Origin of the sequence: Streptomyces sp. 8N616, from assembly GCF_052246385.1 — a bacterium.
Lineage (GTDB): Bacteria > Actinomycetota > Actinomycetes > Streptomycetales > Streptomycetaceae > Streptomyces.
Genome location: NZ_JBQQBY010000005.1, coordinates 222076 through 238933, shown reverse-complemented (window position 1 = coordinate 238933; position 16858 = coordinate 222076). Strand labels below are relative to the sequence as shown.

Annotated in this window: 17 protein-coding genes; 15 read left to right on the top strand and 2 right to left on the bottom strand. The window is 72.0% G+C overall.

From position 1 onward, the window contains the following. Positions 1-84: 84 nt before the first annotated feature. On the top strand, positions 85-945 hold the full coding sequence (locus ACTWQC_RS06835; RefSeq protein WP_443314629.1) for a YhjD/YihY/BrkB family envelope integrity protein: 861 nt from the start codon (positions 85-87) through the stop codon (positions 943-945). A 3-nt stretch (positions 946-948) separates the two neighbouring features. On the opposite strand, the gene ACTWQC_RS06830 is transcribed toward ACTWQC_RS06835, so the two are convergent. Next, complete coding sequence (locus ACTWQC_RS06830) at positions 949-2100, bottom strand: YihY/virulence factor BrkB family protein (RefSeq protein ID WP_443314628.1); 1152 nt, start codon at positions 2098-2100, stop codon at positions 949-951. Positions 2101-2118: 18 nt separating this feature from the next. Here ACTWQC_RS06830 and ACTWQC_RS06825 point away from each other — a divergent pair, with 18 nt between their 5' ends. Beyond that, the gene (locus ACTWQC_RS06825) at positions 2119-3771 is read left to right on the top strand and encodes an acyl-CoA dehydrogenase family protein (RefSeq protein WP_443314627.1); all 1653 of its coding nucleotides are present in this window, start codon (positions 2119-2121) and stop codon (positions 3769-3771) included. Between the two features lie 292 nt (positions 3772-4063). Next, positions 4064-5362 carry a GAF domain-containing protein gene (locus tag ACTWQC_RS06820; protein ID WP_443314626.1) on the top strand — a complete coding sequence of 433 codons (1299 nt, stop codon included), beginning with the start codon at positions 4064-4066 and terminating at the stop codon, positions 5360-5362. A gap of 19 nt (positions 5363-5381) precedes the next feature. On the opposite strand, the gene ACTWQC_RS06815 is transcribed toward ACTWQC_RS06820, so the two are convergent. Beyond that, entirely contained in the window at positions 5382-6158 is a 777-nt protein-coding gene (locus ACTWQC_RS06815; RefSeq protein WP_443314625.1) for a hypothetical protein, read from the bottom strand. 189 nt (positions 6159-6347) lie between these two features. Between ACTWQC_RS06815 and ACTWQC_RS06810 the strand changes: the two genes are divergently transcribed. The 12 genes from ACTWQC_RS06810 to ACTWQC_RS06755 all read left to right on the top strand — a co-directional run bounded on the left by ACTWQC_RS06810 (position 6348) and on the right by ACTWQC_RS06755 (position 16848). Continuing rightward, entirely contained in the window at positions 6348-7031 is a 684-nt protein-coding gene (locus ACTWQC_RS06810; protein ID WP_443314624.1) for a class F sortase, read from the top strand. An 84-nt stretch (positions 7032-7115) separates the two neighbouring features. After that, positions 7116-7682 (top strand): GNAT family N-acetyltransferase, encoded by a 567-nt coding sequence (locus ACTWQC_RS06805; protein WP_443314623.1) that lies wholly within the window; start codon positions 7116-7118, stop codon positions 7680-7682. A gap of 92 nt (positions 7683-7774) precedes the next feature. Further along, on the top strand, positions 7775-7858 hold the full coding sequence (locus tag ACTWQC_RS06800) for a putative leader peptide (protein ID WP_309471194.1): 84 nt from the start codon (positions 7775-7777) through the stop codon (positions 7856-7858). A gap of 180 nt (positions 7859-8038) precedes the next feature. Then, positions 8039-9736 (top strand): nitrite/sulfite reductase, encoded by a 1698-nt coding sequence (locus ACTWQC_RS06795; protein WP_443314622.1) that lies wholly within the window; start codon positions 8039-8041, stop codon positions 9734-9736. A 112-nt stretch (positions 9737-9848) separates the two neighbouring features. Then, positions 9849-10031 carry a hypothetical protein gene (locus ACTWQC_RS06790; RefSeq protein ID WP_443314621.1) on the top strand — a complete coding sequence of 61 codons (183 nt, stop codon included), beginning with the start codon at positions 9849-9851 and terminating at the stop codon, positions 10029-10031. Next, a complete protein-coding gene (locus tag ACTWQC_RS06785) occupies positions 10028-10735 on the top strand; it encodes a phosphoadenylyl-sulfate reductase (protein ID WP_443314620.1) in 708 nt (235 codons plus the stop codon). Before ACTWQC_RS06790 ends, ACTWQC_RS06785 begins: the two co-directional genes overlap by 4 nt. 92 nt (positions 10736-10827) lie before the next feature. Next, positions 10828-11361 (top strand): adenylyl-sulfate kinase, encoded by a 534-nt coding sequence (gene cysC, locus ACTWQC_RS06780; RefSeq protein ID WP_443314661.1) that lies wholly within the window; start codon positions 10828-10830, stop codon positions 11359-11361. Between the two features lie 139 nt (positions 11362-11500). Then, positions 11501-12436, top strand: a complete 936-nt coding sequence (gene cysD, locus ACTWQC_RS06775) for a sulfate adenylyltransferase subunit CysD (protein WP_443314619.1) — start codon at positions 11501-11503, stop codon at positions 12434-12436. A gap of 2 nt (positions 12437-12438) precedes the next feature. After that, positions 12439-13794 (top strand): sulfate adenylyltransferase subunit 1, encoded by a 1356-nt coding sequence (locus ACTWQC_RS06770; RefSeq protein ID WP_443314618.1) that lies wholly within the window; start codon positions 12439-12441, stop codon positions 13792-13794. Between the two features lie 203 nt (positions 13795-13997). Continuing rightward, entirely contained in the window at positions 13998-15128 is a 1131-nt protein-coding gene (locus ACTWQC_RS06765) for an ABC transporter substrate-binding protein (RefSeq protein ID WP_443314617.1), read from the top strand. A gap of 33 nt (positions 15129-15161) precedes the next feature. After that, a complete protein-coding gene (locus ACTWQC_RS06760) occupies positions 15162-15953 on the top strand; it encodes an ABC transporter ATP-binding protein (protein WP_443314616.1) in 792 nt (263 codons plus the stop codon). Then, positions 15940-16848 carry an ABC transporter permease gene (locus ACTWQC_RS06755; protein WP_443314615.1) on the top strand — a complete coding sequence of 303 codons (909 nt, stop codon included), beginning with the start codon at positions 15940-15942 and terminating at the stop codon, positions 16846-16848. The genes ACTWQC_RS06760 and ACTWQC_RS06755 overlap by 14 nt, the downstream gene beginning before the upstream one ends. Positions 16849-16858 lie beyond the last annotated feature (10 nt).

Genomic DNA, 16858 nt, shown 5'->3' with positions numbered 1-16858 from the left:
CTGACGGCTGACGGTCTGAGCCATTCCGGGGTCTCTCCGTGCGCCGTCGCACCGCGATGACCCCGATCGGGTAGGCGAGATTCCATGCGCGAGAAGTCTTCCGGCGCCGAGGGCGATGCGTCGGCGTGGCGGAGGCTGTACCGCGGGCTCGGCCGCTCCACTGCCGCGCGCGGCTGGCGGCGGGGCAGCGAGCTGGAGCTGATGCACCGCTCGATGGGCTTCGCGGCGCTCGGGTTCCTCACACTGGTGCCGCTGCTGATCGTGGTCGCGGCGGTCGACCCGGCGAACGGCCAGGGGTTCGCCGAGTGGCTCAGCGAGGGCCTGGGGGTGTCGATGGGTGCCCAGCAGGAGGTCAAGGAGCTGTTCTCCGAGCCCAGGAAGGCGCTCGAGGCCACGACCGCGTACGGCCTCGCCGCCCTCTGCGTCTTCGGCCTGACGTTCGGCTCGGCCGTGCAGACCGGCTACGAGAAGGTGTGGGAGCTGCCCTCGGCCCGCTGGCACACCATGTGGCGGCACGCGCTGTGGCTCGCCGCGCTGATCGGCTACCTCTTCGTGTCGGCCCAGATCACCCAGGACCGCCAGCCGGCCGGGAACGCCTTCGTGACCTCTCTCTGGCACTTCCTCAGCGCGGCGGCGAGTGCCGTGCTGTTCTTCTGGTGGTCGCAGCGGCTGCTGCTCGTGGGCCGGGTCGGCTGGGCCGCCCTGCTGCCCGGCGCTGTGGCGACGGTGATCGGCCTCATCGGCCTGCGGGTGTTCTCCCGGCTGGTGTTCTCGCCACTGATCGCGTCCAATGCCGTCACCTACGGCCCGTTCGGCACCGTGCTCGTCGTCCAGTCCTGGCTGGTGGGCGTCGGGTTCGTGGTCTTCGGCGGGGCCCTCGTCGGCCGCCTGCTGCACGAGGAGTACCCCCGCGTGGCCCAGCTGCTGCCGCGCCACCGCAGGTGAGGCTCACTCCTCCCGCTTGGCGTGCAGCCGCGCGCGGACGTCCTCCGGCGGCAGGAACTGCGCCCACCTTTCGGGGAATTCGGAGGGCGGCTCGGCGTCGGGGCCGTCCTCGGACTCGTCCCAGTCCTCGTCCGGCCCGTCCGCGCCCGCGCGGGCCGCGCGCTGGGCCGCCGCCCGCGCGATCAGCTCCGCTGCCGCCGCCTCCCGTGCACGCTCGTTCGCCTCGCGCGCCGCGGCCGTCGCGACCGAGGGCCACACCCGGTCGATCGCCGCGTTGACCGCCGCGCCGACCAGCACGGCGAAGGCCGAGACGCCGATCCACAGCAGGACGGCCACGGGCGCGGCCAGCGACCCGTAGATGGTCGGGCCCTCGACCGTGTTGGTGAGGTAGATGCGCAGCAGGAAGCTGCCGAGCACCCACATCGCCAGCGCCACCAACGCGCCCGGAATGTCCTCCTCCCAGGGCGAGCGGACCGGTACGGACACGTGGTACAGCGTGGTGAGGAAGGCCACCGACAGGACGAGGACCACCGGCCAGTACAGGACGCGTACGACCGCCTCGCTCCACGGCACGATGTCCATGACCGCGTCGGGGCCCGCCACCATCAGCGGCAGCGCCACGGCCCCCACTCCCAGGGCGATCAGATACAGCAGGAAGGCGAGCAGCCGGGTCTTGACGATGCCCCGCACGCCGTCGAGCCCGTACATCACGGTGATCGTGTCGATGAAGACGTTGACCGCCCGCGACCCGGACCACAGGGCGAGGGCGAAGCCGAGCGAGATGATGTCCGGCCGCCCGCCACGGGTGACGTCGTTCAGCAGCGGCCGGGCGATCTCCTCCACGCCGCGCTCGGACAGCACGGTCCCCGACGCGGTGAGGATGTTCTGCCGGATGCTCTCGATCGTCTCGGTGCCGGTCCAGGCGTCGAGGTAGCCGAGCAGCCCGATGAGGCCGAGCAGCAGCGGCGGCAGCGACAGCAGGGTGAAGAAGGCCGCCTCGGCGGCCAGGCCGAGGATCCGGTACTCGATGCACGAGTTGACCGTGTCCTTGAGCAGCAGCCACCCCACGTTACGCTTGGACAGATGCGGATAAAGGGCGCGTGCCCTGCGCCAGCGGCTCGTGGACCGCCTGGGGGATGACTCTGCTGCTCGCACCTCCTTAACGTATCTGGCATGGGAGCCTCGACTCACACCGTGACCAATCAAGCTCCGCCGCTGACCGGCTACGACGTCTTCGCCACCGACGCCGCCCTCACCGAGGGCGTCGCCCGGCACGCCGCGCCCGGGCGCCTGGCGGAGGTACGTGCCGAGCTGGGCGAGCTGGGGCGGGCCGCGGGCTCCGCCCAGGCGCAGGAGTGGGGCGCCCAGGCCAACGACCAACCGCCCGTCCTGCGCACCCACGACCGCTACGGCCACCGCATCGACGAGGTCGAGTTCCACCCGGCCTGGCACCGCCTGCTGCGCAAGGCCGTCTCCTCCGGGCTCACCGACGCCTGGCCGCGCCCCGACGGGCACCTGCGGCGGACGGCCGGCTTCCTGGTGTGGACGCAGACCGACGCGGGCCACGGCTGCCCGGTGTCCATGACCCACGCGGCGGTCCCGGCCCTGCGCACCGACCCAGAGCTGGCAGCCGAGTGGGAGCCGCGGCTCACCTCGCGGATCTACGTGCCCGACCTGCTGCCCACCGCCGAGAAGCCGGGCGCCCTGCTGGGGATGGGCATGACGGAGAAACAGGGCGGTTCCGACGTACGGGCCAACACCACGCGCGCCGAGCCCCTGGCCGCCGCGGGCGAGTACGTCCTCACCGGTCACAAGTGGTTCTGCTCCGCCCCCATGTCGGACGGCTTCCTCGTACTGGCCCAGGCGCCCGGAGGCCTGACCTGCTTCCTGCTCCCCCGCGTCCTGCCGGACGGCACACGCAACACCTTCCGGATCCAGCGGCTCAAGGACAAGCTGGGCAACCGCTCCAACGCCTCGGTCGAGGTGGAGTTCGACGGGACGACCTGGGCGCGCCGGGTCGGCGAGGAGGGCCGCGGCGTCGCCACCATCATCGGCATGGTCGCGGCGACCCGGCTGGACTGCGTGACCGGCGCGGCCGCGGTCATGCGGCAGGCGGTCGCGCAGGCGGTGCACCACACCGCGTACCGCAGCGCCTTCGGCGGCCCGCTGATCGACAAGCCGCTGATGCGTAACGTCCTGGCCGACCTGGCGCTGGAGTCGGAGGCGGCGACGACGGTGGCGCTGCGGCTGGCGGCGGCGTACGACGCGGCTGCGGACACAGAGGGTGGCGAGGCGGAGCGGCAGCTGCTGCGCCTCGCGGTCCCGGCCGCCAAGTACTGGGTGACCAAGCGCTGCACGCCGTTGGCGGCCGAGGCCCTCGAGTGCCTGGGCGGCAACGGCTACGTCGAGGAGTCGGGCATGCCGCGGCTGCTGCGCGAGTCCCCGCTCAACTCCATCTGGGAGGGCTCGGGCAACATCCAGGCCCTCGATGTGCTGCGTGCCCTCCAGCGCGAGCCCGCCGCCCTCGACGCGTTCCTCACCGAGCTCGGCCGGGCCCGCGGCGCGGACCACCGCCTGGACGGCGCGATCAAGGACATGCTCACCGAACTCGCCGATCTGAGCGGGATCGAGGCACGGGCGCGGCGGCTGGTGGAGCGGATGGCGCTCGCGCTGCAGGGCTCGCTGCTCGTACGCTTCGCGCCGCCCGAGGTCGCCGACGCCTTCTGCGCCTCGCGGCTCGGCCGCGACTGGGGCGGGGCGTTCGGCACGCTCCCGCACACCCTGGACCTGGCGTCGATCGTGGACCGTGCGCGGGTGCAGGTCTGAGGGTCCGCGGGAGCTGCCCGTCCGCCGGAACCGGGTGATGCCGCGCCGACACGGCACCACCCCGTCCGCGTACGCCCCCACTCTTGCCCTGCGGGGCGGCGAGGCACAAACGTTGCGGAGGGTTGCAGGAATTACGCCAAGTGCCCTCCCCGTCACGGTCACCGGCGGCACCATAGGAAGGCGCGGCCGACCGGGCCCGCCTCCCGGCCCCTTCGTCCTTCGGTACCTCCCGGGCCGCTAGGCCCAGGGGGACTACCGCTGGGAGGCCCAGTCCACTTCGGAGACCGGATCCGTGAACGACGAACCGCTGGACATGCCCCGGATGTCGGCCGTGGGCCCCCGCCACGCCACCCGCCTCCTCAGCGGCTTACGGGCGGCCGCGCTGGACGGCAGGGCGCCGCGGTTCACCCACCGCAAAGTGATCGACGAGTCGTGGCACCGGGTCCTGCGGCACGGCGTCGACCCCGACCGGGGCACCCACTCGGGCCTGCTCGGACTCGACGAGGTCGAGCACCGGCGCCGGTCGACACCGCTGGCGACGGTCCTGCCGACCCTGCGCGAGGGCCTGATGGCGGCGGCCGACGAGGCCTGGCACATCATGGTGATCACCGACGCCGAGGGCCGGCTGCTGTGGCGCGACGGCAACATGACCGTCCAGAAGAAGGCCGACCAGCTCGGCTTCTGCGTCGGCGCGAGCTGGGCCGAGGAAGTGGCGGGCACCAACGCCATCGGCACATCGCTGGTCTCCCGCGGCCCGCTCCAGGTGCACTCCGCCGAGCACTTCGTCCGCGCCTTCCACGCGCTGTCCTGCGCGGCCGCGCCCGTACGCGACCCGCGCGATGGGCGCCTGCTGGGCGTGGCCAATGTGACAGGGCCGGCCGCCGCCATCCATCCCGCCACCCTCGCCCTGGTCACCGCGGTCGCCAGGGTCGCCGAGGGCGAGATACGGGAGCGGCACCGGGAGGCGGTCGACCGGCTCCGCTCGGTGGCCGCGCCGGTCCTGGCCCGGGTGGGCGGCCGGGCGCTGGCCGTGGACCGCAACGGCTGGACGGCCGGAGTCACCGGCATGCTGCCGCCGGACCGGGTGTCGCTGCCCAAGTCCCTCCGGGCCGGGCAGGTCTGGATCCCCTCGCTCGGCATGTGCAGCGCGGAGCCGCTGCCGGACGGCTGGCTGCTGCGGGTCGACGGCGAGGGGCCGGGTGGCGAGGGACGCGGCACTCAGCCCGGCCGGGTCGTGCTGGACCTGCGGCGGGCCGGGCAGCCCTCGCTGTCCGTGACGGGGGCGGCGGGCAGCTGGAGCCAGGAACTGACCCCGCGCCATGCGGAGTTGCTGTACGTCCTCGCCCGGCACCGCGAGGGCCGTACGGCGTCGCAGCTGGCCGCGGATCTGTTCGGCGATCCGGCGCGTACGGTGACCGTGCGGGCCGAGCTGTCCCGGGTCCGGCGGACGCTCGGCGGGCTGCTGGACCACCGGCCGTACCGCTTCGCCGACGGGATGCGGGTCGAGCTGCTCACCCCGGCCGACGCCTCGGACCTGCTGCCGCACTCGACGGCGCCCGCTCTGCTCGCGGCGCGGTCCGCCCCGGGCTGACTCGGGGAGACTGCCGGCGTCAGCCGAAGTCGGCCGGGCGGCGGCGGATGAGGTAGTAGCCCCCGGCCGCCAGCGAGCCCGCGACGAGCCCGATGCCGAGGGCGACGGTGACCGGGGGTACGTGCGAGCCGCCGCCGCCGAAACCGGCCCTCACCGGGCGCCGCGGGATCGCCGGGGCGCTGTGGACCGGGGGCGGTGCCGCGGTGGCGACACCGTGCGGCGGGACGACGGTCCCGCCGGAGGCGCGGGCTGTGTCCTCGTCCACGGTCCCGGCGGCGGCCGGTCTCTTCTTGCGGGCCTCAGCGGCCTCGTCGGCTTTATGGGCCTTGCGGTCCTTGTGGGCCTTGTCTGCCGTGCCGGCGCTGTCTGCCGTGCGGGCGTTGCCCGCGGTCGCGGTCCCCTCCTCCGCCCGCCGACCGGCTTCGCGCGCTACGACGCGAAAGCGCCCGCCCGTGACCGTCCAGCCGCCGCAGGTGGCGGAGACGGTGTGCGTGCCGGGCTCCACGGCGCCGAAGACCTTGGGCCTGGCGACCGATGAGGACGTGCCGGGCTGCCCCCTGAGCCGGGTGCGCGGAAAGGCGTTGGATTCGACGATCGGGTCGTAGGCACGGCCCGTGCCGCGGCAGCTGCGGCCGTCGACGGTGATCGTCAGGGTGCCGCCCTGTTTCACCGTCACCGGTGTGACGACGATGTCGCTCGGGCCCTCGCGGCCGGGGTCCGCGGCGGCGAGCGGAGCGAGCAGGCCGAGAGCCGCCACGGCGAGCGCGGCGGCAACGAGGGTCCGGGAGGCGTGCATGCTCCTACGCTCGCCCGGCCGGGCGGGACGCGCATGCCGCGCTGCTCCGGCCGGGTGGGGACCGGCGGCCCCCTTGCGCCCCACCACCCGTTCGCCCGCCTGCTGTCGCCGCCCCAACCGCCCGGTCCTAACGTGCCGTTAGAACCAGGTGCGGACGCGACCGCGCCCGCAGGGCCCGAGGGGTGAGAGATGCGTGCGAAGGACAGCCCGGGCCGGGGCGGCTACACGCCGGTACGGACGAAGCGCTCGCCCTGGGGGTTCATAATCCTGGTCCTTCTCATCGGGGTCGCCCTCATAAGGAACGGGTCGCACGAGGAGTCGGGTCCGCCGCAGCCGACCTCCGATTCCGCGGCCGAGCACCGGTCCGAGGCCGCGCACAAGACCTCGGCACCCGCGAGCCCGCTGCCCCGGCCGCTGCCCGCGTCCACCCCGAGCCGGGTGGTGATCCCCGCCATCAGGATCGACGCCCCGCTGATGCCGGTGGGCCTCGACCCCGAAGGCTGGGTCGACGCGCCCCCGGCGACGGAGAAGAACCTGGCCGGATGGTTCAAGGACGCCGTCTCCCCCGGCCAGAGCGGGACGTCGGTCATCGTGGGGCACGTGGACAACCAGACCGGGCCCGTCGTGTTCTACAACCTCGGCGCCCTCAGGAAGGGGCACCGGGTGGAGGTGGTCCGGGAGGACGGCCGTACCGCGGTGTTCGAGATCTACGGCATCGAGGTGTTCGAGAAGCGGAACTTCCCCGCGGACCGGGTCTACGGCGACACCGGGCGGCCGGAGCTCCGGGTCATAACGTGCGGCGGCGGCTTCTCGAAGACCAACGGCTACTCGGGCAACGTCGTCGTCTTCGCCAGGATGACCGACGTGCGATGAGTCACAGCGGACGTCACAGGAGGAGCCGCCCCGGCGGCTGCTCCGCCGGTGAGGGTGTCCGGCGCGCGTGGTTGGCTGTCAGGTATGAGCATCACCGTGACCACCTGGTCCCTGGAGCAGACCTCGCCCGCCGACCTCGCGCCCGCCACCCCGCCGGACGCGGGCAGCGGCATACGGATCGTCCGGTCCGAGGTGCTCTCACCCGAGTTCAGCCGCTTCCTCTACACCGCCGTCGGCGGCGACGTGACGTGGACCGACCGGCTCGGCTGGCCGTACGAGCGGTGGCAGGCGTTCCTGGACCGGCCCGGCGTCGAGACCTGGGTCGCCTACGTCCGCGGGACCCCCGCCGGGTACATCGAGCTGGAGGCCCAGGACGAGGGGGTCGTGGAGATCTCGTACTTCGGGCTGATCCCCGCCTTCCGGGGGCGGCGTGTCGGCGGGTACCTGCTGAGCGAGGGCACAGCCCGTGCCTGGGACCTCGCCGAGCGCTGGCCGGGGCTCACCCCGACCAAGCGGGTGTGGGTGCACACCTGCAGCAAGGACGGTCCGTACGCCCTCGACAACTACCGGCGCCGCGGCTTCCGGCTCTTCGGGACGAAGACCGAGGAGGAACCGGAGGTGCCCGCACCTGGCCCCTGGCCGGGTGCGTGACCCGCACCACATCATCTCACGGAACGGGACATTGCTGTCCACATGATGGATACCGGTGGACGCTCCCGAGACCCCCGTGACACGCTTTCGTCATGTCTCGAGCTGGAATTGCCTTGGTGAGTCGGCGGCACGTCGACCTCGGCCGCATGTCCAGCGCCATCTGTCCGGCGGGCTGATAGTCACAGCACTGCCGCACCCACCGCCGTCCCCATTGTCGCGGACGAGCTGACGCCCCCAGTCCCCCACTGCTGCACGCGCCTCCGCGCTGTGCCGGGGACACCTGCATATCGGCAGGTCAGAGAGGGTGCCGCCAGCCCGGTCCGCCCCCTTGAGCCGCCCCGAAGGACATCACACCCATGGCCGCCACCCCAGAACGCGCTACGGCTGCAACGACCCGCCGCAAGGCCGGACGCCACCGCGGCGAGGGCCAGTGGGCCAAGGGCCACTTCACCCCGCTCAACGCCAACGAGCAGACCAAGAAGGACGACGACGGTCTCAATGTGCGGACGCGCATTGAGACGATCTACGCCCACCGCGGCTTCGACTCGATCGACGGTGCCGACCTGCGCGGGCGTATGCGCTGGTGGGGCCTCTACACCCAGCGCAAGCCCGGCATCGACGGCGGCAAGACCGCGATCCTCGAGCCGGAGGAGCTGGACGACGAGTACTTCATGATGCGGGTCCGCATCGACGGCGGGCGGCTGACGACCGAGCAGCTGCGGGTCATCGGCGAGATCTCCCAGGAGTTCGCCCGCGGCACGGCCGACATCACCGACCGGCAGAACGTCCAGTACCACTGGATCCGGATCGAGGACGTGCCCGAGATCTGGCGCCGCCTGGAGGCCGTCGGCCTGTCGACCACGGAGGCGTGCGGCGACACCCCGCGCGTCATCCTCGGCTCCCCGGTCGCCGGGATCGCCGAGGACGAGGTCATCGACGGCACCCCGGCCATCGAGGAGATCCACCGCCGCATCATCGGCAACCCGGCCTTCTCCAACCTGCCGCGGAAGTTCAAGTCGGCGATCTCCGGCTCCCCGCTGCTGGATGTCGCGCACGAGATCAACGACGTCGCATTCGTCGGCGTCAACCACCCCGAGCACGGCCCCGGTTTCGACCTGTGGGTCGGCGGCGGCCTGTCGACGAACCCCAAGATCGGTGTCCGGCTCGGCGCCTGGGTCCCGCTCGACGAGGTGCCCGAGGTCTACGAGGGCGTCGTCTCGATCTTCCGCGACTACGGCTACCGCAGGCTGCGCACCCGCGCCCGGCTGAAGTTCCTGGTCGCCGACTGGGGCGCCGAGCGGTTCCGCGAGGTGCTCGAGGACGAGTACCTGAAGCGCAAGCTGGTCGACGGGCCCGCCCCCGACCAGCCCGTCCAGCAGTGGCGCGACCATGTCGGCGTCCACCGCCAGAAGGACGGCCGCTTCTACGTCGGCTTCGCCCCGCGCGTCGGCCGGGTCGACGGCACCGTCCTCACCAAGATCGCCGAGCTGGCCGAGGCACACGGCTCGGGCCGCCTCCGTACCACCGTCGAACAGAAGATGCTCGTGCTCGACGTCGAGGAGTCGCAGGTCGAGTCGCTGGTCGCCGGTCTCGAGGCGCTGGACCTGCAGGTCAAGCCGTCGGCCTTCCGCCGCGGCACCATGGCCTGCACCGGCATCGAGTTCTGCAAGCTCGCCATCGTCGAGACGAAGGCGCGCGGCGCCTCGCTCGTCGACGAGCTCGAGCGCCGGCTGCCGGACTTCGACGAGCCGATCACCATCAACGTCAACGGCTGCCCCAACGCCTGCGCCCGTATCCAGGTCGCGGACATCGGTCTCAAGGGCCAGCTGGTCCTGGACAAGGACGGCAACCAGGTCGAGGGCTTCCAGGTGCACCTGGGCGGCGCGCTGGGCCTCGAGCCCGGCTTCGGCCGCAAGGTCCGCGGCCTGAAGGTCACCTCCGCCGAACTGACCGACTACGTCGAGCGGGTGCTCAAGCGCTTCCAGAAGGAGCGCGCGGACGGCGAGCGGTTCGCCCAGTGGGCGGCGCGTGCGTCCGAGGAGGCGCTGTCGTGAGCGACGCACGCGCGGCCGCCGGGCTGCCCACAACCACGATGGCCGCACCTCTGCGCCGCGCGGGCGGCAGCGACACGAGCCGCCGGCGCGGCGGGGCGAACCGGGAGGCGCTGTGAGCGAGCGAGCGGCGCCGTTCTACTGCCCGTACTGCGGTGATGAGGACCTGCGGCCCTCCGAGGAGGGCCACGGAGCTTGGGAATGCGCGTCCTGCAACCGCGCGTTCCGCCTGTCGTTCCTCGGGCTGCTGGCCAAGGGTCTGCAGCGCGACCGCAGCGAAGGGGGCAACACCGCATGACAACCGCACAGCAGCGCACGGCAGTTGAACTCCAGGAGCTGGCCGGGCAGGCGGGCCGCGACCTGGAGGACGCGTCCGCGCTCGACATCCTGCGCTGGGCCACCGACACCTTCGGCGGCCGCTTCTGCGTGACCTCCTCCATGGAGGACGCCGTGGTGGCACACCTCGCCTCGCGCGCCCGCCCGGGCGTCGACGTGGTGTTCCTCGACACCGGCTACCACTTCCCGGAGACCATCGGCACCCGCGACGCGGTCGAGGCCGTGATGGACGTCAACGTCATCTCCCTCACCCCCCGCCAGACAGTCGCCGAGCAGGACGCCGAGTACGGGCCGAAGCTGCACGACCGGAACCCGGACCTGTGCTGCGCCCTGCGCAAGGTCAAGCCGCTCGAGGAGGGCCTGACCGGGTACGACGCGTGGGCGACGGGCCTGCGCCGCGACGAGTCCCCGACCCGGGCGGACACCCCGGTCGTCGGCTGGGACGCCAAGCGGCAGAAGGTCAAGGTCTCCCCGATCGCCCGCTGGACGCAGGGAGACGTGGACGCGTACGTCGCCGAGCACGGCGTGCTCACCAACCCGCTGCTGATGGACGGTTACGCCTCCGTCGGCTGCGCGCCGTGCACCCGCCGGGTGCTGGAGGGCGAGGACGCGCGCGCCGGCCGCTGGGCGGGCCGCAACAAGACCGAGTGCGGGCTGCACGGCTGATGACGGAACGAATACGCGAAGGACGGGACATGAGCGTGACAGGCCACGGCGCGCGAGACACCGGGTCTGAGCGCCCGGAGGCGAGCGCGCCCATGTTGGGCGCCACGGTGTGGCTCACCGGTCTGCCGAGCGCGGGCAAGACGACGATCGCCTACGCGCTGGCGGAGCGGCTGCGCGGCGAGGGCCACCGGGCGGAGGTGCTGGACGGGGACGAGATCCGCGAGTTCCTCTCCGCCGGTCTCGGCTTCTCCCGCGAGGACCGCCACACCAACGTGCAGCGCATCGGCTTCGTCGCCGAGCTGCTGGCGAGCAACGGCGTGAAGGCGCTCGTCCCGGTCATCGCGCCTTACGCGGACTCCCGCGAGGCGGTGCGCAAGCGCCACCAGACCGAGGGCACCGCGTACGTCGAGGTGCATGTCGCGACCCCCGTCGAGGTGTGCTCCGTGCGCGACGTGAAGGGTCTCTACGCCAAGCAGGCGGCCGGCGAGATCTCCGGGCTCACCGGGGTCGACGACCCGTACGAGGAGCCGGAGGCGCCCGACCTGCGGATCGAGTCGCAGAACCAGACCGTGCAGGAGTCCGCCGCCGCGCTGCATGCGCTGCTGATTGAGAGGGGATTGGCGTGAGCGACGCACGCGCGGCCGCCGGGCCGCAGCCGGCTGGGGGCACCCCCGGCCGGAGGTTGGGGGAGGCCGCACCTCTGCGCCGCGCGGGCGGCAGTGACACGAGCCGCTGGCGCGGCGGGGCGAACGAGAGGGGTGCAGCGTGACGACGGCCGCGATCGTGAGCGAGGGCACCGACAACCCGTACGCCCTGACACACCTGGACGCGCTCGAGTCCGAGGCGGTGCACATCTTCCGCGAGGTGGCGGGCGAGTTCGAGCGGCCGGTGATCCTCTTCTCCGGCGGCAAGGACTCGATCGTCATGCTGCACCTGGCGCTGAAGGCGTTCGCCCCTGCGGCGATCCCCTTCTCCCTGCTGCATGTGGACACCGGGCACAACTTCCCCGAGGTCATCGACTACCGGGACCGTACGGTCGCCCGGCACGGACTGCGGCTGCACGTCGCCTCCGTCCAGGAGTTCATCGACCGCGGCGAGCTGCGCGAGCGCCCCGACGGCACCCGCAACCCGCTGCAGACCGTCCCCCTTCTGGACGCCATCGACAAGAACCGCTTCGACGCGGTCTTCGGCGGCGGGCGGCGGGACGAGGAGAAGGCCCGCGCCAAGGAGCGGGTGTTCTCGCTGCGGGACGAGTTCGGCGGCTGGGACCCGCGGCGCCAGCGCCCCGAGCTGTGGCAGCTCTACAACGGCCGCCACTCCCCCGGCGAGCACGTCCGGGTCTTCCCGCTGTCGAACTGGACCGAGCTTGACGTGTGGCAGTACATCGCCCGGGAGAAGATCGAACTCCCGGAGATCTACTACGCCCACGACCGCGAGGTCTTCCAGCGCAGCGGCATGTGGCTGGCCCCCGGCGAGTGGGGCGGCCCGAAGGACGGTGAGCGGGTCGAGACCCGGCTGGTGCGCTACCGCACGGTCGGCGACATGTCCTGCACCGGCGCCGTGGACTCCGACGCGACCACGATCGAGGCCGTGATCGCGGAGATCGCCGCGTCGCGGCTGACCGAGCGGGGCGCGACCCGCGCCGACGACAAGCTGTCCGAGGCCGCGATGGAAGACCGTAAGCGCGAGGGGTACTTCTAGCCATGACCAGCACGAGCTCGACCACGAGCGCGATCGTCGAGGAGGCCGCGGCCACCTCGCTGCTGCGCTTCGCCACCGCGGGATCCGTCGACGACGGCAAGTCCACGCTGGTCGGCCGGCTGCTGCACGACTCCAAGTCGGTGCTGGCGGACCAGCTCGAGGCCGTGGAGCACGCCTCGCGCAGCCGCGGCCAGGAGGCGCCGGACCTGGCGCTGCTGACCGACGGGCTGCGCGCGGAGCGGGAGCAGGGCATCACCATCGATGTCGCGTACCGCTACTTCGCCACGCCCCGGCGGCGGTTCATCCTGGCCGACACCCCCGGGCACGTGCAGTACACCCGGAACATGGTCACCGGTGCGTCCACCGCGGAGCTCGCCGTGGTCCTGGTCGACGCGCGCAACGGCGTGGTCGAGCAGACCCGCCGGCACGCCGCCGTGGCCGCGCTCCTCCGGGTGCCCCACGTGGTCCTTGCGGTCAACAAGATGGACCTCGTCGACTACGCCGAGCCCGTCTTCGCCGCCATCGCCGAGGAGTTCACGCAGTACGCCGCCTCCCTCGGCGTCCCGGACATCACCGCCATCCCGATCTCCGCACTGGCCGGGGACAACGTGGTGACGGCGTCGGCGAACATGGACTGGTACGGCGGCCCGACCGTGCTGGAGCACCTGGAGACGGTGCCGGTGGGCACCGACGCATCGCAGGAGCCCGCCCGCTTCCCGGTCCAGTACGTGATCCGCCCCCAGACCGCCGAGCACCCCGACTACCGCGGCTACGCGGGCCAGATCGCCTCCGGCGTGCTGCGCACCGGCGACGAGGTCACCGTCCTGCCGTCGGGCCTCACCAGCACGATCGAGGGCATCGACGCGCTGGGCGACTCCGTGGACGTGGCCTGGGCCCCGCAGTCCGTCACCGTCCGGCTGGCCGACGACCTGGACATCTCCCGCGGCGACATCATCGTCCCGACCGCCTCGGCGCCCGCCACGACGCAGGACATCGAGGCGACCGTCTGCCACCTCCACGACCGTCCGCTGAAGCCCGGCGCGCGCGTGCTGCTCAAGCACACCACCCGCACGGTGAAGGCGATCGTCAAGGAGATCCCCTCCCGGCTGACCCTGGACGATCTGTCCCAGCACCCGGCGCCGGGCGAGCTGGCGGCCAACGACATCGGCCGGGTCGTCGTACGCACCGCGGAGCCCCTCGCCCTGGACGCGTACGCCGACTCCCGCCGCACCGGGTCCTTCCTGCTGATCGACCCGGCGGACGGCACGACCCTGACGGCCGGCATGGTCGGCACCGCGTTCGGCGCCTCCGCGACGGCGGACGAGGCGGCCGCGGACGACGAGGGATGGGACTTCTGAGCATGGTTGTCGACGTCTTCTCGACCTTCGCCAAGGAGGGCGGCCGCATAGGCAGCGGTGTCCTCGGCAGCGGTCAGGGCGGGACCGGGCGATGTGTGCGCTCATGAGCCGCATCCCCAGCCCTCACCCCCCGCGCCGAAGACCGACCGACCTGCCGGGCGTCCCCTGACCGGACGCCGGCCTCTACGAGAGGAAGACCTCCCGTGTCTGCCGATCGCACGACCTCCGCTCGACCATCCCGCCGCGGCCGCCTCCTCGCCGCGGCCGCCGTCCTCCCGCTTCTGGCCGGCGCCCTCGGCGCCTGCGGCTACGGCTCGCAGGCCAAGGAGGGGGACAACACCAGCTCGCCGGCTCCCAAGGGCAAGAAGCTCTCCGTCGACGAGGTGAAGATCGGCTACTTCCCGAACCTCACCCACGCCACGGCGCTGGTGGGCGACCAGGAGGGCATCCTCCAGAAGGAGCTGGGCGGCACCAAGCTCACCTCCGCCACCTTCAACGCCGGACCGTCCGAGATCGAGGCGCTCAACTCCCGCTCCATCGACATCGGCTGGATCGGCCCCTCCCCCGCGATCAACGGCTACACCAAGTCCAAGGGCCAGAGCCTGCGGATCATCGGCGGTTCCGCCTCGGGCGGCGTGAAGCTGGTCGTCAACCCGAAGAAGATCAAGACTCTCGACGACGTCAAGGGCAAGAAGATCGCCACCCCGCAGCTGGGCAACACGCAGGACGTGGCGTTCCTCCACTGGATCGCCGAGCAGGGCTGGAAGGTCGACGCCGAGAGCGGCAAGGGCGATGTGTCCGTCGTCCGCACGGACAACAAGGTGACGCCGGACGCCTACAAGTCCGGTTCCATCGACGGCGCGTGGGTGCCCGAGCCGACGGCCTCCAAGCTCGTCGCGGAGGGTGGGAAGGTCCTCCTCGACGAGGGCACGCTGTGGCCCGACAAGAAGTTCGTGATCACGAACCTCATCGTGTCGCAGAGCTTCCTCGACGAGCACCCGGACGTCGTCGAGGCCGTGCTGCGCGGCTCGGTGAAGACCAACCAGTGGATCAAGGACAACCCGGACAAGGCCAAGGCCTCCGCCAACGCCGCGCTCAAGAAGCTGTCCGGCAAGGCCCTGCCGCCCGAGGTGCTCGACCCGGCGTGGAAGAGCATCGAGATCACAGATGACCCGCTGGCCGCCACGCTCAACACCGAGGCCGAGCACGCGGTCAAGGCCGGACTGCTGGAGGAGCCGGACCTGAAGGGCATCTACGACCTCGGCCCGCTGAACAAGGTGCTGAAGGCCGAGGGCAAGCCCGAGGTCGACGACGCCGGTCTCAGCGCCAAGTAATTGCACGCCGGACCTTTCCAGGAGGTGACACCCATGTCCGCCACGCTCACCAAGGCTGCCGACGCCGACATCGCAGCGTCCTACGCCGCCCGCATCGCGCACGTCTCGAAGTCCTTCGGCCGACCCGGTGCGCAGCAGCTCGTACTGGACGACATCACCATCGATGTGGCTCCGGGTGAGTTCGTCACGCTCCTGGGAGCGTCCGGCTGCGGCAAATCCACCCTGCTCAACCTGGTCGCAGGGCTCGACCGGCCGTCCGCCGGGGGCATCGAAGTCCCCGGCGGCCGGCCGGCCCTGATGTTCCAGGAGCACGCCCTCTTCCCGTGGCTGACCGCGGGCAAGAACATCGAGCTCGCACTGAAACTGCGCGGAGTGCCGCGCGGCGAGCGTCGCGAGGAGGCCGAGCGCCTGCTGGAGCTCGTACGGCTCACCGGCGCGTACCGCAAGCGGGTGCACGAGCTGTCCGGCGGAATGCGGCAGCGCGTGGCACTGGCCCGCGCGCTCGCCCAGGACAGCCGGCTGCTGCTGATGGACGAGCCGTTCGCCGCGCTCGACGCGATCACGCGCGACGTGCTGCACGACGAGCTGACCCGTATCTGGCGGGAGACGGACGTCTCCATCCTGTTCGTCACGCACAACGTGCGGGAGGCGGTACGGCTCGCCCAGCGCGTCGTGCTGCTGTCCTCGCGGCCGGGCCGGGTCGCCCGTGAATGGAAGGTGGACATCCCGCAGCCGCGCCGCATCGAGGACGCCGCGGTGGCGGAGCTGTCCGTCGAGATCACCGAGGAACTGCGTGGGGAGATCCGCCGTCATGGCCAGCACTGAGACCAAGGACGCGGTGCTGCCGCAGAAGACCGAGGACGCGAACGACCTGGCCGGGCTCGAGGCGGGCCTGGACGCCCTGGACACGGTGCAGGTGCGGCGCACCCCGCTGCGCCAGGCCCTGGTACAGAAGGTGTTCCCGCCGCTGCTGGCCGTCGCCCTGGTGATGGTCGTCTGGCAGCTGCTGGTCTGGGCGAAGGTCACCGAGGAGTACAAGCTCCCTGCGCCGTCCGCGGTGTGGGAGAGCGTGACCGATCTGTGGCTCCAGGGTGAGCTGCACGAGGTCATCTGGACCAGCGTCTCCCGGGGACTGCTGGGATTCCTGCTGGCGCTCGCCATCGGCACCCCCCTCGGCCTGCTGGTCGCCCGGGTGAGGTTCGTGCGCGCGGCCATCGGCCCGATCCTGTCCGGCCTCCAGTCGCTGCCGTCGGTGGCCTGGGTGCCGCCGGCCGTGCTCTGGCTCGGGCTCAACGACAAGATGATGTACGCCGTGATCCTGCTCGGCGCGGTGCCCTCGATCGCCAACGGCCTGGTCTCCGGCGTCGACCAGGTGCCGCCGCTGTTTCTGCGCGCCGGACGCACTCTGGGCGCCACCGGACTCCGCGGCACCCGGCACATCGTCATGCCGGCCGCGCTGCCCGGCTACCTGGCGGGGCTGAAGCAGGGCTGGGCCTTCTCGTGGCGCTCGCTGATGGCCGCGGAGATCATCGCCTCGTCTCCCGAACTGGGCCTGGGCCTGGGCCAGCTGCTGGAGAACGGGCGCAACAACGCGGACATGCCCGGCATCTTCCTCGCCATCCTCCTGATCCTCCTCGTCGGAATCGCGATCGACCTGCTGATCTTCAGCCCGCTGGAGCGGTGGGTGCTGAAGAACCGCGGTCTCCTCGTCAAGAGCTGAATGCGCTGAA